At 72.8% G+C, this 20,016-nt stretch carries 20 protein-coding genes; 10 read left to right on the top strand and 10 right to left on the bottom strand.

Annotated elements, in window-relative coordinates; all coding sequences use genetic code 11:
- Positions 1-175 precede the first annotated feature (175 nt).
- Entirely contained in the window at positions 176-1,123 is a 948-nt protein-coding gene (locus tag OHA55_RS34020; protein WP_266713906.1) for a methionyl-tRNA formyltransferase, read from the top strand.
- A gap of 36 nt (positions 1,124-1,159) precedes the next feature.
- Here the strand turns inward: OHA55_RS34020 and OHA55_RS34015 are convergent, their stop codons facing one another.
- Both OHA55_RS34015 and OHA55_RS34010 read right to left on the bottom strand, forming a co-directional pair.
- Positions 1,160-1,576 carry an SRPBCC family protein gene (locus OHA55_RS34015; RefSeq protein ID WP_266713904.1) on the bottom strand — a complete coding sequence of 139 codons (417 nt, stop codon included), beginning with the start codon at positions 1,574-1,576 and terminating at the stop codon, positions 1,160-1,162.
- A gap of 269 nt (positions 1,577-1,845) precedes the next feature.
- A complete protein-coding gene (locus OHA55_RS34010) occupies positions 1,846-2,856 on the bottom strand; it encodes an aldo/keto reductase (protein ID WP_266713902.1) in 1,011 nt (336 codons plus the stop codon).
- A gap of 159 nt (positions 2,857-3,015) precedes the next feature.
- On the opposite strand from OHA55_RS34010, the gene OHA55_RS34005 reads away from it, so the two are divergent.
- From OHA55_RS34005 to gap, 3 genes are all read left to right on the top strand, one after another.
- Positions 3,016-3,927, top strand: coding sequence for a LysR substrate-binding domain-containing protein (locus tag OHA55_RS34005; RefSeq protein ID WP_266713900.1), 912 nt, complete (start codon positions 3,016-3,018; stop codon positions 3,925-3,927).
- Between the two features lie 441 nt (positions 3,928-4,368).
- Entirely contained in the window at positions 4,369-5,328 is a 960-nt protein-coding gene (locus OHA55_RS34000; RefSeq protein ID WP_266713898.1) for a GlxA family transcriptional regulator, read from the top strand.
- Between the two features lie 159 nt (positions 5,329-5,487).
- The gene (gap, locus tag OHA55_RS33995; RefSeq protein ID WP_266713895.1) at positions 5,488-6,486 is read left to right on the top strand and encodes a type I glyceraldehyde-3-phosphate dehydrogenase; all 999 of its coding nucleotides are present in this window, start codon (positions 5,488-5,490) and stop codon (positions 6,484-6,486) included.
- Between the two features lie 185 nt (positions 6,487-6,671).
- Here gap and OHA55_RS33990 read toward each other — a convergent pair whose 3' ends face one another.
- Entirely contained in the window at positions 6,672-7,859 is a 1,188-nt protein-coding gene (locus tag OHA55_RS33990) for an MFS transporter (RefSeq protein WP_266713893.1), read from the bottom strand.
- A 56-nt stretch (positions 7,860-7,915) separates the two neighbouring features.
- Between OHA55_RS33990 and OHA55_RS33985 the strand changes: the two genes are divergently transcribed.
- The 5 genes from OHA55_RS33985 (at position 7,916) to OHA55_RS33965 (ending at position 11,502) form a co-directional block, all read left to right on the top strand.
- Positions 7,916-8,509: a CGNR zinc finger domain-containing protein gene (locus OHA55_RS33985; RefSeq protein WP_266713891.1), complete on the top strand. Its 594-nt coding sequence runs from the start codon at positions 7,916-7,918 to the stop codon at positions 8,507-8,509.
- A gap of 196 nt (positions 8,510-8,705) precedes the next feature.
- A complete protein-coding gene (locus tag OHA55_RS33980; RefSeq protein ID WP_266713889.1) occupies positions 8,706-9,290 on the top strand; it encodes a sugar O-acetyltransferase in 585 nt (194 codons plus the stop codon).
- Complete coding sequence (locus OHA55_RS33975; protein WP_266713887.1) at positions 9,290-9,838, top strand: TetR/AcrR family transcriptional regulator; 549 nt, start codon at positions 9,290-9,292, stop codon at positions 9,836-9,838. The genes OHA55_RS33980 and OHA55_RS33975 overlap by 1 nt, the downstream gene beginning before the upstream one ends.
- Positions 9,839-10,101: 263 nt before the next feature.
- Complete coding sequence (locus OHA55_RS33970) at positions 10,102-10,638, top strand: GNAT family N-acetyltransferase (RefSeq protein WP_266713885.1); 537 nt, start codon at positions 10,102-10,104, stop codon at positions 10,636-10,638.
- A 297-nt stretch (positions 10,639-10,935) separates the two neighbouring features.
- Entirely contained in the window at positions 10,936-11,502 is a 567-nt protein-coding gene (locus tag OHA55_RS33965; protein WP_266714029.1) for an HD domain-containing protein, read from the top strand.
- Between the two features lie 400 nt (positions 11,503-11,902).
- Here OHA55_RS33965 and OHA55_RS33955 read toward each other — a convergent pair whose 3' ends face one another.
- Positions 11,903-12,484 carry a class E sortase gene (locus OHA55_RS33955; RefSeq protein WP_266714027.1) on the bottom strand — a complete coding sequence of 194 codons (582 nt, stop codon included), beginning with the start codon at positions 12,482-12,484 and terminating at the stop codon, positions 11,903-11,905.
- A 457-nt stretch (positions 12,485-12,941) separates the two neighbouring features.
- Between OHA55_RS33955 and OHA55_RS33950 the strand changes: the two genes are divergently transcribed.
- Positions 12,942-13,847: an NAD-dependent protein deacetylase gene (locus OHA55_RS33950; RefSeq protein WP_266713881.1), complete on the top strand. Its 906-nt coding sequence runs from the start codon at positions 12,942-12,944 to the stop codon at positions 13,845-13,847.
- 46 nt (positions 13,848-13,893) lie between these two features.
- Here the strand turns inward: OHA55_RS33950 and OHA55_RS33945 are convergent, their stop codons facing one another.
- The 6 genes from OHA55_RS33945 to OHA55_RS33920 all read right to left on the bottom strand — a co-directional run bounded on the left by OHA55_RS33945 (position 13,894) and on the right by OHA55_RS33920 (position 19,930).
- Positions 13,894-15,294, bottom strand: coding sequence for a nucleotide pyrophosphatase/phosphodiesterase family protein (locus tag OHA55_RS33945; RefSeq protein WP_266713879.1), 1,401 nt, complete (start codon positions 15,292-15,294; stop codon positions 13,894-13,896).
- Positions 15,291-16,475 carry a metabolite traffic protein EboE gene (eboE, locus tag OHA55_RS33940; protein ID WP_266713877.1) on the bottom strand — a complete coding sequence of 395 codons (1,185 nt, stop codon included), beginning with the start codon at positions 16,473-16,475 and terminating at the stop codon, positions 15,291-15,293. The genes OHA55_RS33945 and eboE overlap by 4 nt, the downstream gene beginning before the upstream one ends.
- 3 nt (positions 16,476-16,478) lie before the next feature.
- Positions 16,479-17,327, bottom strand: coding sequence for a TatD family hydrolase (locus OHA55_RS33935; protein ID WP_266713875.1), 849 nt, complete (start codon positions 17,325-17,327; stop codon positions 16,479-16,481).
- Positions 17,327-18,073 carry an EboA domain-containing protein gene (locus OHA55_RS33930; protein ID WP_266713873.1) on the bottom strand — a complete coding sequence of 249 codons (747 nt, stop codon included), beginning with the start codon at positions 18,071-18,073 and terminating at the stop codon, positions 17,327-17,329. Before OHA55_RS33930 ends, OHA55_RS33935 begins: the two co-directional genes overlap by 1 nt.
- Before the next feature lie 64 nt (positions 18,074-18,137).
- Positions 18,138-19,037, bottom strand: coding sequence for a sugar phosphate isomerase/epimerase (locus OHA55_RS33925; RefSeq protein ID WP_266713871.1), 900 nt, complete (start codon positions 19,035-19,037; stop codon positions 18,138-18,140).
- The gene (locus OHA55_RS33920; protein WP_266714025.1) at positions 19,034-19,930 is read right to left on the bottom strand and encodes an SCO3242 family prenyltransferase; all 897 of its coding nucleotides are present in this window, start codon (positions 19,928-19,930) and stop codon (positions 19,034-19,036) included. Before OHA55_RS33920 ends, OHA55_RS33925 begins: the two co-directional genes overlap by 4 nt.
- Positions 19,931-20,016: the final 86 nt, after the last annotated feature.

Raw genomic sequence — 20,016 nt, 5'->3', positions numbered from 1 at the left:
GCGCGGCTCGAATTTAGGTGAGCCTAAGCTAATCCTGTGAGGCTGTCGAGGGGGCCGCCATGCGGACCGAGGGGCGCACGTCCCGTCAAGCGCATTGCACCGCACGCCCGTTGCAAACCAAGGTAAGCCTTGCTTTACTGACCCTCGGTCCATTCCGGCACAGAGGAGGAACCCCATGCGGGTCGTCATGTTCGGTTACCAGACCTGGGGTCATCGCACCCTGCAAGCTCTTCTGGACTCCGAGCACGACGTGGTGCTGGTCGTGACACACCCCAAGAGCGAGCACGCGTACGAGAAGATCTGGAGCGACTCCGTCGCCGACCTCGCCGAGGCGAACGGCGTTCCCGTGCTGATCCGCAACCGCCCCGACGACGAGGAGCTGTTCCAGCGTCTCGAAGCGGCGGAGCCGGACATCATCGTGGCCAACAACTGGCGTACGTGGATTCCCCCGCGCATCTTCGCGCTCCCGCGCCACGGCACGCTGAACATCCACGATTCGCTGCTGCCGAAGTACGCGGGCTTCTCCCCGCTGATCTGGGCGCTGATCAACGGCGAATCCGAAGTGGGCGTCACCGCGCACATGATGAACGACGAGCTCGACGCGGGTGACATCGTCCGGCAGGAGGCGGTCGCCGTCGGCCCGACGGACACCGCCACCGACCTCTTCCACAAGACGGTCGACCTGATCGCCCCGGTCACCACCGGCGCGCTGGCCCTCATCGCCTCAGGGCGGACGGAGTTCACCCGGCAGGACCGCTCGCAGGCGAGCTTCTTCCACAAGCGGTCCGACGAGGACATCCGGATCGACTGGACCTGGCCCGCCGAGGACCTCGAACGCCTCGTGCGCGCCCAGTCCGACCCCTACCCCAGCGCCTTCACCTTCCACCGCGGCAAGCGGCTCGAAGTCCTCGCCGCCGTCGTCTCCGAGGCGCGTTACGGCGGCACGCCGGGCCGCGTCTTCTACCGGGAGGGCGAGGGGGTAGTGATCGTCGCCGGAGCCGACGCGCGCACCGGACGCAACCACGGCCTGGCCATCACGCGGGTACGTACCGAGGACGGCCGGGAGCTGCCCGCGACGGAGTACTTCACCTCCATGGGCGGGTACCTCACCGACCGTCCTTGACGCATCGCCGTCCGCAACGCGGCATGTGACGTTCCGTCAGGCCGCCAGCGTCGCCGCGAGCGCGGCGAGTCCGTCGGTGTAGATGCCGTGGAAGAGGGCGACCGCCTGGGCGTCGTCGACCCCCTCGGGGGTGAAGGTGCCGCTCCACTCCACCCGGGCCGAGTCCGTGCCAGGTTCCGGGTGCACGGTGAGGGTGGAGAGGTAGCCGGTCACGGGGAACGGCGCGCGGAGGATCGAGTAGCTGTAGGTACGGGCCTTGTCGTCGAAGGCTTCGAGGCGCTCGACGATCACGCCGCCGTCCTCGTTGGTGAGGGTGCGCACCCGGCCGCCCTCGCCGAGTTCGCTCGTCGGGATGTAGGGCAGCCAGTCGGGCAGGGTGTCGAATCCGCCGATGAGCTGCCAGACACGGTCGGGCGGGACGGGGACGCGGACCGACGCGGTGGTCGTGGCCATGAGGTTCTCCTGGGATACGGGTGGGACGTGCGGTCGGGGCCGCATGGACTGGGTGGCCGGGCGGCGCGGACCGGGCGGCCGGGGATCCGGTCGGCAGGCGGAATCCTGCCGACCGGCGGAAGGGCGCCGGGCTCGTCGCTCAGACGGTGGGCACGGGCGCGTCGCTCAGACGGTGGGCACGGGCGCGTCGCTCAGACGGTGGGCACGGGCTCGTCGCTCAGACGGTGGGCACGGGCTCGTCGCTCAGACGGTGGGCACGGGCGCGTCGCTCAGACGGTGGGCACGGGCGCGTCGGAGGCGATCAGTCGCTCCTCGCGCAGCTCCGCCCAGAATGCGGCCGGGATCCGCTCGCCGAGCGCGGAGACGTCCTCGGCGATGCGGCTGGGCCGGGTGGCGCCGGGTATGGCTGCCGCGGTGGCCGGGTGGGCGAGGGAGAACTGCAGGGCTGCGGCCTTGATGCCGACCCCGTGACGCCGGGCGAGCGCCTTGATCCGCTCCACCTTGGCGATGATCTCCGCCGGTGCCTGCTGGTACTCGAAGTGGGTGCCGCCGGCGAGGATGCCCGAGCTGTAGGGTCCGCCGACGACGATGTCGACGTGCTGTTCGGCGGCGGCGGGCAGCAGGCGCTGCAGGGCGCGGTCGTGGTCGAGGAGGGTGTAGCGGCCGGCCAGCAGGAAGGCGTCGGGCTTCGGCTCGTCCAGGTCGAGGGTGAGCTCCAGCGGCTCGACCTTGTTCACGCCCACGCCCCAGGCCTTGATCACGCCCTCGGCGCGCAGCTTGTCCAGGGTGCGGAAGGCACCCGTACGGGCGCTCTCGTACTGGGCGAGCCACTCGTCGCCGTAGAAGTCCTGGGCGATGTCGTGCACCCAGACGATGTCGAGCCGGTCGGTCTTCAGCCGGGTCAGGCTGTCCTCGATGGAGCGCATCGTGGCATCGGCCGAGTAGTCGTTGACGATCTTGTTGGGACGGCCGTGCTCGAAGAGCCCGCCCTTCTCGCCGAGCTCGCGGGCGGCGGGGTCCTCGACCTCGTCCAGGATCACCCGGCCGACCTTGGTGCTGAGGACGTACGCGTCGCGCGGCTGGGCGGCGAGCACCTCGCCCAGGCGGAGCTCGGCGAGGCCTGCGCCGTAGAAGGGGGCGGTGTCGAAGTAGCGGATGCCGTGGTCCCAGGCGGCCTGGACGGTGGCGGCGGCCTCGGCGTCGGGGATGGCGCGGAACATGTTGCCGAGCGGGGCGGTCCCGAAGCCGAGCGGACCGGAGAGGAAGGGGGCGATGCCCATGGGGGGGGTTCCTTACGGAGAGTGCGGGGCGGCCTCTTTCCGTACGGGCTCTCGGGGAGAGCCGCGGCGGGCCGCCGGTCTGACTTCTCCGACATTAGGAGCGATACTTGAGACTGTCCAAGACACGCTTGGACTGACTTGAGTCCCCCGAGGTCTTACATGCTTGACCTGCGACAACTTCGCTATTTCGTGGCCGTGGCCGAGGCCGAGCACGTCGGCCGCGCCGCCGAGGAACTGCACATCTCGCAGTCGCCCCTCAGCCGGCAGATCGCCCAGCTGGAGAAGGCCCTGGGCCTCACCCTGTTCGAGCGCAGTCAGCAGCGCATCCGTCTGACCGCCGACGGCCGGGTCTTCCTCGGCGAGACGCGCGCACTGCTGCGGCACGCGGACCGGCTGGAGAACCTGGGCCGGCGCCTGGGGCGCGGGGAGGAGGGCGGACTGTGCATCGGGTACGTCTCCGACGCCATGCACACCGGTGTCCTCCCGGCGGCATTGCGCACCCTCCAGGAGGAGCGGCCCGGCATCCACGTGGCGCTCTACAGCCTCGATCCGGAGGAGCAGTTCGTGGGGCTGCGGCAGCGCAGCCTCGACATCGCACTCGTCCCGCGTCCGCCCGCCGAGGACGATCCGGACCTGACGGCCGCCCCGCTGCTGGAGGACCCGCTACTGCTCGCGCTGCCTGCGGGCCACCCGCTGGCGGACCGGAAGGACGTCACTGCGGGGGATCTGGACGGTCAGCCGTGGATCGCCGTCGAGGGTTCGGGCGAGCCTGCCTCGCGGGACGGGTTCGTCGCGGACTGCGTGGCGTCGGGCTTCGCCCCGGACATCCGTCTCAGCGCTCCGGACCCGCTGACCGCTCTGGGACTGGTCGCCTCGGGTCTGGGGCTGGCGCTCGTCCAGCGGAGCATGGTCCGCGGCACCACCGAGGGGGTGACGGTCCGTGAACTTCCTTGGCACCGTGCGTCGGTGCATCTGTGGGCCGCATGGCACCGGGTCGATCTCCGGCCGGTGGTGGCGTCGTTCCGTACGACCGTCCTCGACGGTCGCGGTCCGGCGCGACCGGCCGGCTGACGCTGCCCGGGGCCCGGGCGCTCCTGCCCACCGCCCGTCCTCGCGCGGGTCCGCGTGCCCTCACGTCGTACGTGCGGGGCGCGCTCTCGGGCAGAGTCGGTCAACTCCTGCGCTTGGACAGGCTGTACAGCAGCACCAGGACCGCGATCACCATCACCGCGACGTGTAACCACGCGGGGGCGGCCGTCACGTCTGCGGCACTCGTCAACGAGGACATCTCCACTCCATCCCACTCCCTCGTGGTGAGGGAGGTACACCGGTTCACGTCCCGCGGGACCTTGGACCACTTCTGCCCCCGTCCGGCGGAACCAGGCCCCCGCGCCAGGTACTCCACCCCTGCGAGGGACTCGCGCGGTACCGGAGCCCGCTGCGGCGCGACCGGTGCGGGGCTGCCGGTTCCGGTCCCGGACCGCGCCCGTTGCCCCGCGTACCCTGTCCCCCGTGTCCGCCTCGCCACCCCCGCACCACGTCGCCGTACTCGTGCTCGAAGGCGCGAAGCCGCTCGATGTCGGCATCCCCGCCCAGGTGTTCGCGACGCGCGCGAGCATGCCGTACGAGGTACGGGTGTGCGGCGCGGCCCCCGGGCTCGTCACCGGTGGGGACGGCCTCTCGTACCACGTCGCCGACGGACTCGACGCGCTCGCCCGGGCCGACATCGTCTTCGTCCCCGGTTACCGCTTTCCCGACCGCGACGATCCGCCGCGGGCCGTCCTCGACGCGCTGGTCGCCGCCCACGACCGGGGCGCCCGGCTCGCCGCGATCTCGACCGGTGCCTTCGCCCTCGCGGCGACGGGGCTGCTCGACGGGAAGCGCGCGACGACCCACTGGCACTACACCCGGGCGCTCGCGGCGAAACATCCGCTCGTCCGGGTCGACGAGAACGTCCTCTTCGTCGACGACGGCAGCGTGCTGACCTCGGCCGGCGCCGCCTCGGGCATCGACCTGTGCCTGCACATCCTGCGCGGCGACCTCGGGGTGGCCGCCTCGAACCACGCGGCCCGTCGGCTGGTCGCGGCGCCGTACCGCAGCGGCGGTCAGGCGCAGTACGTGCCGCGCAGTGTGCCGGAGTCCCTCGGCGAGCGGTTCGCGTCCACCCGCGAGTGGGCGCTGCGCCGGCTCGGCGAGCCGCTCACCCTCGACGCGCTGGCCCGGCACGCCGCGGTGTCCTCGCGCACCTTCTCCCGGCGCTTCGTCGAGGACACGGGATACACCCCGATGCAGTGGGTGATGCGGGCCCGTGTCGACATGGCCCGCGAGCTGCTGGAGCGGTCGCAGCGGAGCGTCGAGCAGATCGCCGCCGACACCGGACTCGGCACGGGTGCGAACCTGCGCCTGCACTTCCAGCGCGTCCTCGGCACCACCCCGAGCGAGTACCGGCACACCTTCGCGCGGGGCGAGTAACTCCGCCGCGACCCCGTCGGGACCGTGGCTCGGACCCCGTCGAGGTGCTGGCACGATCCTTTCGGACCGTGGCGATCGAGCCGCTGTCACCGACACGCCCGGCGCGCGAGCCTGGAAGAGAACCGAAAACCGCACCAGGGACGAGGGACGGACACAGTCATGACTCGCATCGCCATCAACGGATTCGGCCGCATCGGACGCAACGTGCTGCGCGCGCTCCTCGAACGCGACAGCAAGCTGGAGATCGTCGCGGTCAACGACCTGACCGAGCCCGCCACGCTGGCGAGGCTGCTCGCCTTCGACACGACCTCGGGCCGGCTGGGCCGCCCGGTCTCCGCCGACGGTGACACGCTCGTCGTGGACGGCCGTCGTATCAAGGTGCTCGCCGAGCGCGAGCCGGCCCGGCTGCCGTGGGGCGAGCTCGGCGTCGACATCGTGCTGGAGGCGACCGGCCGTTTCGCCTCGGCCGGGGCGGCCCGCGCCCACATCGACGCGGGGGCCCGGAAGGTCCTGGTCAGCGCTCCGGCGGACGGCGCCGACGTGACCCTGGCGTACGGCGTCAACACCGACGCGTACGACCCCGCCACGCACACCATCGTCTCGAACGCCTCCTGCACGACCAACGCGCTCGCGCCGCTGGCCGCCGTTCTCGACGAACTCGCCGGTATCGAGCACGGCTTCATGACGACGGTGCACGCGTACACGCAGGAGCAGAACCTGCAGGACGGCCCGCACCGCGATGCCCGGCGTGCCCGCGCGGCAGCCGTCAACATCGTGCCGACCACCACGGGTGCCGCCAAGGCGATCGGTCTGGTGCTGCCGAACCTGGACGGCAAGCTGTCGGGCGACTCGATCCGGGTCCCGGTGCCGGTGGGTTCGATCGTCGAACTCAACACCACCGTCGCCCGCGACGTGACCCGCGAGGACGTGCTGGAGGCGTACCGCGCCGCGGCCGCCGGCCCGCTCGCCGGGGTGCTCGAGTACTCGCAGGACGCGCTCGTGTCGTCCGACATCACCGGCAACCCGGCCTCCTCGATCTTCGACTCGGCCCTGACCCGCGTCGACGGGCGCCACGTCAAGGTGGTCGCCTGGTACGACAACGAGTGGGGCTTCTCGAACCGCGTGATCGACACCCTCGAACTCCTCGCGGCGGGCTGACCGGAAGCCGGGCAGCGGCTGCCCCGGCTCCGCGCGCACCCACATCGACGCTCCGGCCGACCGGACAGGCCGACCGGAGCGTTCGCGCGGACGGCGGCGCCGCCGTGTTCGCGCTGCTGCCGGCGGCTCGGGGGGATCGCGGTGACCGGTGGCGGCCGTCGGTCCGACCACAGCCGTCGGCCCGATCACCGCCGTCGAAGGGATCGCGAAGGCGGCCGGATCGCGAAGGCGGCCGGCACCGCCAGGGCCGACACGCCCGCCGCGAGGAGCAGCGTGCCGGGAAGGGACCAGGTCCCGGCCGGTCCGGCGACGGCAGCTCCCAGGGCGAATCCGGTCAGCTTCACTCCGGCGCCGGTACTGAAGATCTGGCCGCGCAGGCGGGGCGGGGATTCGCGGTGCCGGATCGCGAACACGGCCGCGAGCTGGGGGCCTTCGGCAGCTCCCGCCAGGAGTACGGCTCCGAGGAGCAAGGCGGGTCCGGCGCGGGCGGCGAGGACTAGGGCGGCCGCCTGGACGAGAGCGGCGGCCCACACGATCGTGTCGGGTGCGAGGGAGGACGGGAATCCCGCGAGGACGGCGTTGGCCGTCAGGGCCGCGACCGCCGCGCAGGTGAGGAGCACGGCTCCTCGGCCGGCGCCGCCCAGAACGTGCTCGCCCAGAGGCACGAGGCAGGCCGTCAGCATTCCCTGTGCCGTGCAGGAGAGGATCGAAACAAGGGTCGCACGTGCCAGAGCGGGTCTGCTCAGGATGGTTCTGGCTCCGGCGACGAGGTCGCCGAGAATCGTGGCCGCACGGTCGGGGATGCGCGGGCCGGGCCGGTGGGGCAGCGTCCAGGCGACGGGGACCGCCGCGCCGACGAGTACCGCTGAGACGACGAGAGCGGCCGGTGCGCCCAGCGCTTCCGCCACCACGCCGGCGAGTGCGGGGCCGGCCAGGCTCGCCGCACCGAAGGTCATCGCGTCGGACGCATTCGCCCCGGGCAGGCGGTCGGGTGCCACCACCTCGGGCAGTTGGGCCGTCCAGCCGCCCGAGAGGGCGGGCGCCGCCAGCCCCGTCAGGACCGCGGTCAAGAGGGTGACCGCGAACGGCCACCGGCCGAGACCCGCCAGGATCACGCCGAGGCCCGTCGCGTACAGGACCAGGGATCCGGCCAGCATGCGGCCGGGGTGCCCCGCCCGGTCGAGCAGTGCCCCCAGCACCGGTCCGCCCACCACCGCGGCGACGGTGATGCCCGCGAGCAGCGCGGACGCGCCGGTGGCCGACCCGGTCAGGGCGTACCCGGCCAGCAGCAATGCGGGCCCGGACATCCCGTCCCCCGTGCGGGCGGCCAACGCCCCGGCGACGAAGACCGGGAGGGCGTAACGCTTATTCATCCGCAGAACGTTACACAGGTAACTCAGAACCCCGCCACATGCGTTACATTCGCCGGATGTCCTCCTCTTCCGACGACTGGTCGACCCGGCACTCGGTACTGGCCACGGCCAGGCGGACCGCCGCGCTGGTCAACGCGCTCGCCGCCGAACACGCCGACACCCTCGCAATCACCTCCGTACTGCGCGACTTCGGCGAGACGGGCCCCATCACCCTCACCCCGGACGATGTCGCGGGAATGCGCGAGGCCGCCGTTCTGCTGCGGGAGGTGTTCGCCGCCGAGCACGCCGACACCGCCGCCACGGCGCTCAACCGCCTCCTGCGCGACCACACCGGGCAGCTCCGGCTGACCTCGCACGGCGGCGGCAGTCCCTGGCATCCGCACCTCGACGAGGACGACGAGTCGCCGTGGGAGGAGTGGTTCCTCAGCTCGTCGTGCATGGCTCTGACCGTCCTCGTCTGGGACTCCCAACGACCACCGGGCGCCGTGTGCGCGTCCCCCGGCTGCCGCGACGTGTTCCTCGCCCGGGGCAGCGGACCGGAGCGCCGCTACTGCTCCCGCCGCTGCGCGACCCGCGAACGGGTCGCGGCCCACCGACGCGCCCGCTCCTCGACCGGGCTTCCGGTCTCCGCTCCGGCGGAGGCCGATTGACGGAACGTCACCCCCTACCGGCACACGGGCAGGACACAGGCACGGGCCGGCGGACGAAGTACCGACAGCGGTCCACGGTCGGTGCGACACCACGACCTTCGGGAGGACCCAGGCTCCCAGGGCCGTGCGCCGGGTGAGCCGACACGCCGGAAGCAAGGAGCGTACGTTCGTACATTCAAGGTGTACGATCGTACTCATGACGACGACGGACTACTTTGCCGACGACCCGCGCACCCAGCTGGAGCGCATGCTCGCCGGGGATCTGTACATCGCCGACGACCCCGAGATCGCCCGGCGGCAGCGGCGGGCGATGCGGCTCACCGCCTCCTACCAGGAGGCGTACCTCGCGGACGGCGGCCAACCGGGTTCCGTCCTGGCCGAGTTGCTCGGGTCGGTGGGCGAGGGCGTCGACGTGCGGCCGCCGCTCTTCGTCGACTACGGCAGCAACATCACCGTCGGGGCCCGCACGTTCGTCAACTACAATCTGACGGCCCTGGACGTCGCGCGGATCACCATCGGCGAGGACTGCCAGATCGGCCCGAACGTCCAACTCCTCACCCCCACCCACCCGGTGGATCCGCAGCCGCGCCGGGACAAGCTGGAAGCGGCGCTTCCCATCACCATCGGCGACAACGTCTGGCTCGGCGGCGGCGTCATCGTGTGCCCGGGGGTGTCCATCGGCGACAACTCCGTCGTCGGAGCGGGCTCCGTGGTCACCAAGGACATCCCCGCCGATGTCGTCGCGGTCGGCAACCCGGCCCGCCCGGTGCGCGGAATCTGATGGCGACCGGGCAGGCGGACCCGCAGCGGCGGGAGCGCATCCTCTCCGCCACCCTCGACCTGATCGCGGACGACGGAGTGCCCGGCGTCTCGCACCGCAAGATCGCGGTACGGGCCGAGGTCCCGCTCGGCTCGATGACGTACCACTTCGACGGCATCGACGGGCTGCTGCGCGAGGCGTTCACTCTCTTCGCGAGCCATATCGTGGCCGTCTTCGAGCGCCATCTCACCGGCGTGGAGACCGTCGAACAGGCCCGTGAGGCTGTCACCGACCTCATCCACACGCTGTCCGAGGGGCCCCGCCGGGACCTCGTCCTCGCCCAGGAGCTGTACACCCTCGCCGCACGCCGCCCGGAGTACCGGGAACTGACCCAGGCATGGATGGTGCGCAGCCGCGCCCTCCTGGAGCGGTGCTTCGACCCGGACACCGCCCGGCAGGTCGACGCGCTGATCGAAGGCATGACGCTGCACCGCGCCCTGGACCCCGACCCTCACGACCGCGCGCTCACCCGTGAGGCGGTGGCCCGCCTCACCGCGGAAAGCCGGTAGCGCTCGCGCCGTTCGCCCCGACCGGGCCGACGGCCGGCGCCCTCCCCCATGACCGCCCGTGGGGCGCGAACCTGACGCGCGCTCCACGGGCACACCCGTCGAGGGGGCCGCAAGTGCCCCTGTCCGAACCGCGGGTGGAGATCTCGCGGGTCAGGATCTTCGACGGCGGGGTCCCGGCCGCCCGGTACATCGGACGTCCATGCCCGGCGGACCATCGCCCTCGTGGCACGACAACCGCGTTCACCCGTGGCATGGTTGCCACCATGACAGGTGGCGCGGCTGGGGGCAGTGAGGTCGTACTGGAGACCGGTCGCCTGCTACTCAGACCCTGGCGGGTCGCCGAGGCCGCCGTCCAGCGTGAACTGTGGACCGAACGTGATCCACGCGTGCCGCCGCACCGCCGCATCGACGAGGACGGACACCCCACGGTCGCGGAACTCGAGGATTCGATCCGCGACGACCAGGTGTGGTCGACCGGGCTGCTGGCGATCGAGCGGAAGGCCTCTCGTGATGTCATCGGCTACTGCGGTCTGGTCGACAGCGGGCGAGGCCCGGCGGGAGAACCGGAACTCGCATTCGAGCTGCTGCGCCGGGTCTGGCGTCAGGGGTACGCCACCGAGGCCTCGTCGGCGGTTCTGGACTGGGCGAGATCATCCGGGCACGAACGTCTCTGGGCCACTGTCTGGGACTGGAACACCGCTTCCCGACGCGTTCTGGCCAAGGTCGGATTCACGGAGACCGGGCGGAGGGAAGTGGACGCGGTGCACGGAACCAACCTTCTCACCACGAGACGGCTCTGACACGTCCCGCGTCTGCCTCGCGGACGGCTCCGCGCAGTGCCCGGCGGGGCTCCTCGGCGCAGAGCCTTCTCGGCTGTCCGCCCACGGACCCACGTGGCCCCGCACTCCGGGCGTCCGGCCCGGCCCGCCCACCCGACTCGGTTGGCACAGGACGGAATTGACACCGCCGTCTCCAGGAGGCGAAGTACCCGGATCCGAGATTCGGGGCACCACTCCAGTGCCGTCCCGGTCCCCTCCGGAATCACGAAACACCCCTATCATGCCCCGGTGACGTCATCGGACCTGCTGTCCCGGGCCATGCTCGGCCCCACCGATCCATCCCTGATACCCCTGCCCCCGGCCGTAGTGGATCTCCTGCGCCTGCTGGCCGCTCCCCCACGCCTGGCCGCACATCTGCGCGCCGTGCACGACGTGGCGCTGCGACTGGCCGACTGGACGCAACTGCGCGCTCCCGGTCTCGCCTTCGACCGCGCCGCCGTTCTCTTCGGGGCGGCAACGCACGACATCGGCAAAACGGAACACCCCGACGAACTCTCCGGGCCGGGTTCCCGCCACGAAGAGGCCGGAAGAGAACTGCTGTTGGCCCACGGATTCGACGCCGGTCTGGCGCGCTACGCAGGAACGCACGCCGCGTGGACCGCTCCCGGGACCACGCTCGAAGACCTGCTGGTGAGCACCGCCGACAAGGTCTGGAAGAACAAGCGCGTTCCGGACCTCGAAGATCTCGTCGTCACCGAACTGGCCCTGGCCACGGGCAGGCCGCGGTGGGAGGAGTTCCTCGCGCTCGACGAGGAACTGGAGCGTATCGGCGACGGAGCGGAACGGCGGCTCGCCCTCCAGGCGTCCTTCCCCGTCCACCCCTGAGAGAAGGATGTTCCCGCACAGCGACCCCGGGAACTCCGGCCCGGGGCCGGAGTTCAGCGGTGCCGGCCCTGGTACGGGCGGGGATCGGCGCGCCCGGGAGCCCTGACGTGACGCTTGCGGGAACCCGTCTCCGCGGGCTCGTCCGCGGATCTGGGACAGTCCGCGTGGTGACAGGCTCCCGGACCCCATCGCGGTACGAAGATACCGAGGGTCTTGCGCCGCACGACCTCGCTCTCGACGGGCCGCCCACAGGCCGGGCAGGTGTAACCGGCCTGCCGATCGGTATCGCGCTCGGTACTGGCCATACTTTTACGGTAGTCCCATTACCGTCGATTCGACATATTTCGCGCCGCGCTCGGCCGGGCGGTACGGTCCGCCGACGGCGCGTGGCGCGGAGGGCTCAGGCCGGGCGGGCGGAGACCAGTACGCCGATCTTGTCGATGCGGTGCTCCGGATTGTGGTGGGCGTCGCGCCAGTGGTTTCCTGCCGCGTCGTCCTCCGGCGTGGCGCAGGTGGAAATGGTGATCATGGCCCGGGACGGCTTCTCACCGGGTTCGCCCGGCACTTCCGCCCGTTGCTCGGCGAGCGAACGGGCCGAGCGGAAGGAGGTCTTCCGGGTTTCGGTGATCCGGTACTCGTACACCGTGCCCCCCTCCGTCACCAGGACGGTGTCGCCCCTGGCGAGCGCCGGGAGATCGCGCAGCGGCCCCCCGGCGGCCAGCCGGTGGGCCGTCACCAGGTAGTTCCCGGTCTCGCCCGGCCCGACGCCACCGTCCTCGCCGTAGGGGCTCGCGGCCTCTCCCCTGTCCTGGATACGGGTACCCGGCGTGTCGTCCGTGGTGCCCCGGTACGGGACCACGGACAGGTTCGTGACGCCGATCGCCGGAATGGCGAGACGTGCCACCTCGGTCCGGGGATCCGTCCTGTCGGCCGGCACGCCGAAGGATGCGGGCGGACCGGCGACGGCGGGAGCCGCGGCGATCGAGGAGAGCGTGACCGCGGCGGGCGCCGGAGCGCCCGGGGAATGTGCGAACGCGGAGGCGGCCGGGCTGCCTGCCGCCAGTACGGCGGCGAGGGCGACGGCGGCCTGCGGAACACGTCTCACGACGGCGGAGGAAGGACGCATGGCGGTACCCCGGCATAGAGACGGAGCGGGAGGGCGGGGCGCCTCCCGCTCCACCCCAGTAGACCACCGGTGGTCCAGCCTCGCCGCCGACGTGAAGCACCCCTGTTCCGACGGCGCGACCGCGGCCGGCGCCCGGAGCCCCCGGGTTCGGCGTCGTACGCGAAGGCTGTCCCCGGGCGGCGGTGCGGCAGCCCGGAGCCGACGCCCGGAGCCGACGCCCCTCCGCCGCGGTTCAACCGGTCATGACCGGACGGTGGCGGCGCCGGTGGCGGCGCCCGGGACCCGTCGGGCGGCGCCGCCGTAACCTGGGGGCATGCGCATGCGCCCCACTCTGACCTGGACGCCTCCCGAAGACCTGCCGCCCGGAACCACTGATCCCGCTCCGGTCGCCGAGGCGCTGAGCGCCGGCGGTGTGCTGGTACTCAGCGGGGCGGGCATCTCCACGGAGTCGGGTATTCCCGACTACCGGGGGGACGGCGGGAGCCTGAGCCGGCACACCCCGATGACCTACCAGGAGTTCACCGGCGACGCCGGGGCCCGGCGTCGCTACTGGGCGCGCAGCCACCTCGGGTGGCGTACGTTCGGCCGCGCCCGCCCCAACGCGGGACACCGGGCGGTGTCCGCGTTCGCGCGGCACGGCCTGCTCTCCGGTGTGATCACCCAGAACGTCGACGGTCTGCACCAGGCGGCCGGGAGCCGGGACGCCGTGGAGCTCCACGGGAGCCTGGACCGGGTCGTCTGCCTCTCCTGCGGCACGTTCGTCGCGCGCCGCGAACTCGCCGTCCGGCTGGAGGAGGCCAACAGGGGCTTCGCGCCGGTGGCCGCGGTCCTCAACCCGGACGGTGACGCCGACCTCACGGACGAGCAGGTCGGGGACTTCCATGTGGTGCCCTGTGCGGTCTGCGGCGGCGTCCTCAAGCCGGACGTGGTGTTCTTCGGCGAGGCCGTGCCCCCGGAACGGGTGGAGCGTTGCCGCGCCATGGTCCGTGACGCGGCAACGCTGCTGGTCCTCGGCTCGTCACTGACGGTGATGTCCGGTCTCCGGTTCGTTCGCCAGGCGGCCGGGGACGGCAAGCCGGTGGTGATCGTCAACAGGGACCCGACGCGGGGCGACCGGCACGCCGTCGCCCGTGTCGCACTCCCCCTGGGGGCCACCCTGACCGACGTGGCCGGCCGGCTGGGGATCACCGTCGCCGAGGAGGCCGCCGGATCTCACTGACTCTCTGCGCCGGGGAGCCGTGCGGTACCGGCCCCGGTACGGGGGGTCACCGGGGCAGGCCGGCCAGGGCGAGCAGCAGGGACTTCACGTCGGTGGCAGCGATGCGGTCGCCGACCGCGTCGGGGGTGGAGCAGATGAGGAGCGGGCCGTCCTCGTCGCGTTCCGGGAGGCGGCCGTGGCTGCCGCGTACGGGTGAGGCGTCGAGGGGGACGACCGCCATGCGGTAGCGCATGCCGAGCTTCTTGCGGGCGAGCGCGGTGGCGGCCTTGACCTTGACGTAGGGATCGAGCGGGTCCATGAACAGCTCGACCGGGTCGTATCCGGGTTTGCGGTGGATCTCGACGAGGGGCGCGAAGTCGGGGGCGCGGGCGTCGTCGAGCCAGTAGTAGTACGTGAACCAGGCGTCCGGTTCGGCCAGGGCGACGAGTTCGCCGGAGCGGGGATGGTCCAGGTGGTGGGCCTTCTTGCCCTCGTCGTCGAGGAGCAGGTCGACGCCCGGCAGGCCGGCGAGTGCGGCGCGGGTGGCCTCAAGATCCTCGGGACGGCGTACGTAGATGTGGGCGATCTGGTGGTCGGCGACCGCGAAGGCGCGGGAAGCCATCGGGTCCAGGTACTCCATGCCGTCCTGGGTGTGCACCTCCAGCAGTCCGGCGCGGCGCAGGGCGCGGTTGATGTGGACGGGGCGGTCGACGGGGGTGATGCCGTACTCGGAGAGGACCACGACGGTGCGGTTCTCGGCGCGGGCGTCGTCCAGCAGCGGTGCGATCACGGCGTCCAGCTCCGCGGCGGCGCGGTGGGAACGCGGGTCGTCGGGCCCGTAGCGCTGGAGGTCGTAGTCGAGGTGCGGGAGGTAGCACAGGGCGAGGTCGGGGGTGCGGGTGCGCAGGATGTGCCGGGTGGCGTCGGTGATCCACCGGCTGGAGACGAGGTCGGCGCCGGGCCCCCAGAAGTGGAACAGGGGGAACGTGCCGAGTTCGGCGGTGAGTTCGTCGTGGAGTGCGGGGGGCCGGGTGTAGCAGTCGGGTTCCTTGCGGCCGTCCGCGTAGTACACGGGCCGGGGGGTGACGGTGATGTCGGTGTCCGCGCCCATCGCGTACCACCAGCAGATGTTGGCGACGGTGTAGCCGGGGTGGGTGCGGCGGGCCGCGTCCCACAGTTTGTCGCCGGTGACGAGGCCGTTGTGCTGGCGCCACAGGAGGATGTCGCCCAGTTCGCGGAAGTACCAGCCGTTGCCCACGATGCCGTGTTCGGCGGGTGTGGTGCCGGTGAGGAAGGTGGACTGGGCGGTACAGGTGACGGCGGGCAGCACGGTGTCGAGGTTCGCGCGGGAGCCGGTGCGGGCGAGGGCCGCGAGGTGCGGCATGTGTTCCAGCAGGCGCGGGGTGAGGCCCACGACGTCCAGGACGAGCAGGGGGGTGGGGTTCGGGCCGGCGGGTTCGGCGTTCACGGCAGCTCCTTCAGGCCGAGGTCCTTCAGCAGGTCGCGGACGAGGTCGAGTTCGGCGGCGATGCCGGCGGCGAGCCGGGCCCGGTCGCGGGGGCGCAGTTCGGGCGGCAGGGCCTGCCAGGTGTAGGTCTCGACCTCCAGGTGGCGGGTGAGCGGGTGGGGGCCGCCGACCAGGCGGGCGAGGGCCGACTTCATGACGGGGAGAGTGGAGGTGAGGGGCGCGGCGGGGGCGGCGTGCAGGGGGACGTGGAAGTGGACGCGCCAGGGGTCCGTGTCGGGCAGGGTGGCGCCGTGCAGCGCTTCGGCGAGGTCGTCGGTGCCGCGCGGGCCGGTGGCCGCCGCACCGGGGCGCGGCCGGCTGCGGGTCTGGTGGAGGAAGCGGGGCTCGTCGAACGCGGCGAGGGCCCGGCGGACCTCGGGAAGCCGGGGGCGGTCGGCGTCGAGGGCGGCCGAGAGCTGGGACTTGACGATGGTGACGCCGGCCCGGGTGAGCGCGTCCAGGGCGGTGCCCGGGTCCTCGAAGGAGGTGGCGAGGTGGCAGGTGTCGACGCAGATGCCGATGCGGTCGTGGGCGATCGCGGTGAGCGGGGCGATGGCGTCCGCGGTGGTCTCCACGATGCAGCCGGGTTCGGGTTCCATGCCGATGCGGATGGAACGTCCGGTCACTTCCTGAAGGGCGTCGAGGCGTTCGGCGAGGGTGCGCAGGGCTGTGCGGGAGGCGTCGGCGCGCCGGTCGTCCCAGGGGGTGCGCCAGGCGAGCGGCAGGGTGGAGATGGAGCCCTCGGTGATGTCGTCGGGCAGCAGGGCGGCGAGGACGCGGGCGAGCGAGTGCGTGTACCGGAGCCGTTCGGGGTCGGTCCAGTCCGGCTGGTAGACCCGGTACTTGACCTCCTGGTCACCGAATCCCTGGTACGGGAATCCGTTGAGGGTGACGACTTCGAGACCGCGCCGGACGAGTTCGAAGCGCAGCGCGCGGAGCGCGGCGGGGTCGGTCACGAGGGCCTCGGCCGCGTCCTTGGCGAGCCACAGGCCGATGCCGAGACGGTCGAGGCCCAGGCGGCGGCGTACGGGTTCGCAGTGGTCACGGAGCTGGGCGAGGACTCCGTCGAGTGTCTCGGCGGGGTGGACGTTGGTGCAGTACGCGAGGTGGACGACGGTGCCGTCGGGGTGCCGGAAGCGCATGGGTCACTCCCCGCCGCGCTGGATGCTGTTGCCCTCGTGCGCGGGTCCGGTGACGGAGGCGTCCAGGTTCAGGCGCCCGCTGAGTCCGTAGAAGGCGACGGGGTTGCGCCACAGCACCCGGTCGACGTCGTCGTCGGTGAAGCCCTCGGCGAGCATGAGGTCGGCGACCTTGCGGATCTTCAGGGGGTCGCTGTGACCCCAGTCGGCGGCGGAGTTGACCAGAACGCGTTCGAGGCCGTGGGTACGGAGGATCGCGACCATCCGCTTCTCGTCCATCTTGGTGTCGGGGTAGACGGAGAAGCCGAGCCAGCAGCCGCTGTCGGCGGCCAGGTCGACGGTGGTCTCGTTGAGGTGGTCGACGAGGACCCGGCCGGCGGGCAGCGCGGACTCGCGGACGAGGTCGAGCGTGCGGCGCAGTCCGGTGAGCTTGTCCCGGTGCGGGGTGTGCACCAGGGCGGGCAGCCCGTGGTCGGCGGCCAGTTGGAGCTGGGTGGCGAGAGCGGTGTCTTCGGCCGGGGTCATGGAGTCGTAGCCGATCTCGCCCACCGCGACGACCTGGTCCTTGACGAGGTAGCGGGGCAGTTCGTCGAGTACCGGGGCGCAGCGGGGGTCGTTGGCCTCTTTCGGGTTGAGGGCGAGGGTGCAGTGGTGGGCGATGCCGTACTGCGCGGCGCGGAAGGGTTCCCAGCCGAGCAGGGAGTCGAAGTAGTCCAGAAAGGAGGCGGTCGAGGTCCGGGGCTGGCCGAGCCAGAAAGAGGGTTCGACGACGGCGCGTACTCCGGCGGCGCTCATGGCCCGGTAGTCGTCGGTGGTGCGGGAGGTCATGTGGATGTGGGGGTCGAAGAGGCGCATCAGGACTCCTTGCCGTGGGGGTCGTCCGACGGGTGCGGGGATGCCGGGGCGCGGGTGAGGGAGAGCAGCCGGTGGAGGTCGTCGGGCACGGGCCTGCCGGCGGCGGTGCGTTCGGCGGCGAAGTCGCGGAGCATGCGGGCGAGTTCGCTGTCGCCGTGGGCGCGTCGGGCCAGCCCGGCGGCCGAGTCGACGGGGACGCCTGTGAACAGGCATTTGAGGAGGGCGTGCCGCCAGCCGTGGGCGTCCAGGTGGCGGGCGGCGTACGGGCCGACCGCGGCGGCCAGGAGCCGGGTGTCGTTGGTGCGCAGCGCGTCCTCCACGAGGGGCAGCGCGTCCGGGCCCGGTACGAGGGCGGGCAGGGCGTGCAGGACGGCGCGGCGCTCGTCGGCAGTGCCCTGCCGGTAGACGCGGGCGAGGGTGCCGGCATCGGCTCGGGCAGCGCGCAGCAGCAGGACGCGGGCGGCGTCCGCGTGCGTGGGGCCGCAACGACGGCCGGCTTCGGCGAGGCGTGCGTCCCATGCAGGCAGGGGGCCGTGGTCGCGCGGGGGTGCGGTGGCGTCGGCGAGGGCACGGTCCAGCCAGGTGAGGGCGGCGGGGTGGAGCCGGGTACGCAGCAGGGCGAGCAGCGCTTCGGGGGAGGTGGCGGCGAGGGTGGTGCCGGCCGGCCCGGTGGTGTCCGGGGCGGTGGTGGCCGGCCCGGTGGTGTCCGGGGCGGTGGTGTCCGGGTCGGTGGTCCTGGGGGTCATGCGGGTCTCCCTTCGGGGTGGCGGTGAGCGTGCCGGGCGGAGGGGGCGCGCTCTCCTCGGGCCTTCACCGGTGGATGGCCGCGGCGGTGGCGGCGCGCCGCAGGAACGGGAGGGACCGGGTGGCCTGCTCGGGCCCCGCGTGCGAGTGCCGGGGCAGTTCGACGACGGTCAGGCCCTGGTAGCCGGTGGCGGCGAGGGCCGCCAGGACCGGCGGGAAGTCGATCTCGCCGTCGCCGAAGGGCAGGTGCTCGTGCACGCCGCGCCGCATGTCGTCGATCTGGACGTGCCGCAGCCAGGGGGCGGCGGCGCGGACGCAGTCGGCGGGCGGGAGGGGTTCGAGGCACTGGCAGTGACCGATGTCGAGGGTGAGGCCGAGGTGCCCGGGATCGCCGAGCGCGTGGCGCAGCCGGTGGAAGTCCGCGAGGGTGGCGAGGAGGTGGCCGGGTTCGGGTTCGACGGCGAGGGGGATCCCGGCGGTCGCGGCGGCGTCCACGACCGGGGTCATGGACTCGGTCAGCCGCTGCCAGGCGGTGTCCTGGTCCGTGCCCTCGGGGGTGATCCCGCTGAAGCAGTGCACGGCGTGCGCCCCGAGGTCGGCGCCGACCCCGACCGCGCGGACCAGCAGGTCGGTGCGGCGGGCCCGGTCGGCGGGGTCGGCGTCGAGAAGGGTGGGGCCGTGCTTGCGGCGGGGGTCGAGGACGTACCGGGCGCCCGTCTCCACGGTCACGCCCAGCCCGAGCTCCGCCAGCCGCCCGGCGACGCGGCGGGTACGCGCGCCGAGGTCCGGGGCGAGCGGGTCGAGGTGCATGTGGTCGAGCGTGAGCCCGACTCCGTCGTAGCCGAGGTCGGCGAGGAGGCCGAGGGCGTCGTCGAGCCGGAGGTCGCCGAGGCCGTTGGTGCCGTACCCGAACCGCAGCGGCGCCGGAGTTCTTGACGTCTCGGAGAGGTCGGCCAAGGGGCTCATGTGATGCTCACTTTCCGGGCGAACCTGGCGGCGAGGGGAGCCAGTACGGCGGTCAGCAGGGCGGTGGCCGGGGCACCGGAACGGGCGCAGAGCGCCGCCTGGAGCGGGATGGTGGCGCGGATGCCTCCGCCTACGGCGCGCTGGGTGAGGGCGGGCGACGGGTTGAGCGCCGCGTGGAGGTAGGGGCGGGCGGCCGTCATGGCGTAGCCGGTGGCGATTCCGGTGCGCAGGAGGTCCCCGGCGGCGCTCGACGGAGAGAGTGTGCCGGATGATCCGCGCGTGCCGGGCCGGCTGCCGAGCATCAGGGTGAGGGTGCCGGCCGTGGCGAGCGCGGCGAGCGGTACGAGCGGGGCACCGCCGGTCGTCTCCCTTCGGGAGACCGCGGTGACGGCCAGGGTGTGGCCGGCGAGCAGGGCCGCGGAGGGCGCGGCGTGCCGGACGCCACTGCCGGCGGGCCGGGTCGCCGCCGCACCGAGCAGCAGGTCGAGACCGCGTGCCGCCGCCATCGCCGGCGGACCGGCCGGGGTCCGTTTGAGCCCGAGGTCGTACGCCCACACCGCCGCCGCGAGCGGGATCGCGACGGCGAGGGCGGGGCGGCCCGCCCGGGCGGCCAGGGCGAGGCCCGCCGTGGTGCAGACGGAGGCTGCCACGAGGGCGGCTTCGGGGCGCACCCGGCCGGAGGGCAGCGGGCGGTGGGGGCGCTCGACTGCGTCCTCGTCCAGGTCGGCCCAGTCGTTGAGGGCCATGCCCGCTTCGTAGAGGCAGAGGGACGCGCCGATGGCCAGCAGGGTGCGGGGGCCGGGGCGCCCGCCGGCCGCGGACGCCCCGGCCAGCACGTCACCGGGAACGGTGAACAGGGCCGGCAGGCGCAGCAGTTCGGCCCAGGCCCGCAGGTCGGGGCCGCGTCGGGCGGGTGCGTCCGCCGGGGTGGTCCCGGGGTGTCCCTCCCGGGGCGTGCTCTCCGGCCGGGTCGGGAGGG

The organism is Streptomyces sp. NBC_00102, from assembly GCF_026343115.1.
Classification (GTDB): Bacteria; Actinomycetota; Actinomycetes; order Streptomycetales; family Streptomycetaceae; genus Streptomyces.
This window is presented reverse-complemented; position numbering and strand designations above follow the sequence as displayed.

Bases quoted from the DNA above. Each gene is read 5' to 3' on its own strand.
- OHA55_RS34020 (WP_266713906.1), top strand. From the start codon at position 176: ATGCGGGTCGTCATGTTCGGTTACCAGACCTGGGGTCATCGCACCCTG.
- OHA55_RS34015 (WP_266713904.1), bottom strand. From the start codon at position 1,576: ATGGCCACGACCACCGCGTCGGTCCGCGTCCCCGTCCCGCCCGACCGT.
- OHA55_RS34010 (WP_266713902.1), bottom strand. From the start codon at position 2,856: ATGGGCATCGCCCCCTTCCTCTCCGGTCCGCTCGGCTTCGGGACCGCC.
- OHA55_RS34005 (WP_266713900.1), top strand. From the start codon at position 3,016: ATGCTTGACCTGCGACAACTTCGCTATTTCGTGGCCGTGGCCGAGGCC.
- gap (WP_266713895.1), top strand. From the start codon at position 5,488: ATGACTCGCATCGCCATCAACGGATTCGGCCGCATCGGACGCAACGTG.
- OHA55_RS33990 (WP_266713893.1), bottom strand. From the start codon at position 7,859: ATGAATAAGCGTTACGCCCTCCCGGTCTTCGTCGCCGGGGCGTTGGCC.
- OHA55_RS33985 (WP_266713891.1), top strand. From the start codon at position 7,916: ATGTCCTCCTCTTCCGACGACTGGTCGACCCGGCACTCGGTACTGGCC.
- OHA55_RS33980 (WP_266713889.1), top strand. From the start codon at position 8,706: ATGACGACGACGGACTACTTTGCCGACGACCCGCGCACCCAGCTGGAG.
- OHA55_RS33975 (WP_266713887.1), top strand. From the start codon at position 9,290: ATGGCGACCGGGCAGGCGGACCCGCAGCGGCGGGAGCGCATCCTCTCC.
- OHA55_RS33970 (WP_266713885.1), top strand. From the start codon at position 10,102: ATGACAGGTGGCGCGGCTGGGGGCAGTGAGGTCGTACTGGAGACCGGT.
- OHA55_RS33965 (WP_266714029.1), top strand. From the start codon at position 10,936: ATGCTCGGCCCCACCGATCCATCCCTGATACCCCTGCCCCCGGCCGTA.
- OHA55_RS33950 (WP_266713881.1), top strand. From the start codon at position 12,942: ATGCGCATGCGCCCCACTCTGACCTGGACGCCTCCCGAAGACCTGCCG.
- eboE (WP_266713877.1), bottom strand. From the start codon at position 16,475: ATGCGCTTCCGGCACCCCGACGGCACCGTCGTCCACCTCGCGTACTGC.
- OHA55_RS33935 (WP_266713875.1), bottom strand. From the start codon at position 17,327: ATGCGCCTCTTCGACCCCCACATCCACATGACCTCCCGCACCACCGAC.
- OHA55_RS33930 (WP_266713873.1), bottom strand. From the start codon at position 18,073: ATGACCCCCAGGACCACCGACCCGGACACCACCGCCCCGGACACCACC.
- OHA55_RS33925 (WP_266713871.1), bottom strand. From the start codon at position 19,037: ATGAGCCCCTTGGCCGACCTCTCCGAGACGTCAAGAACTCCGGCGCCG.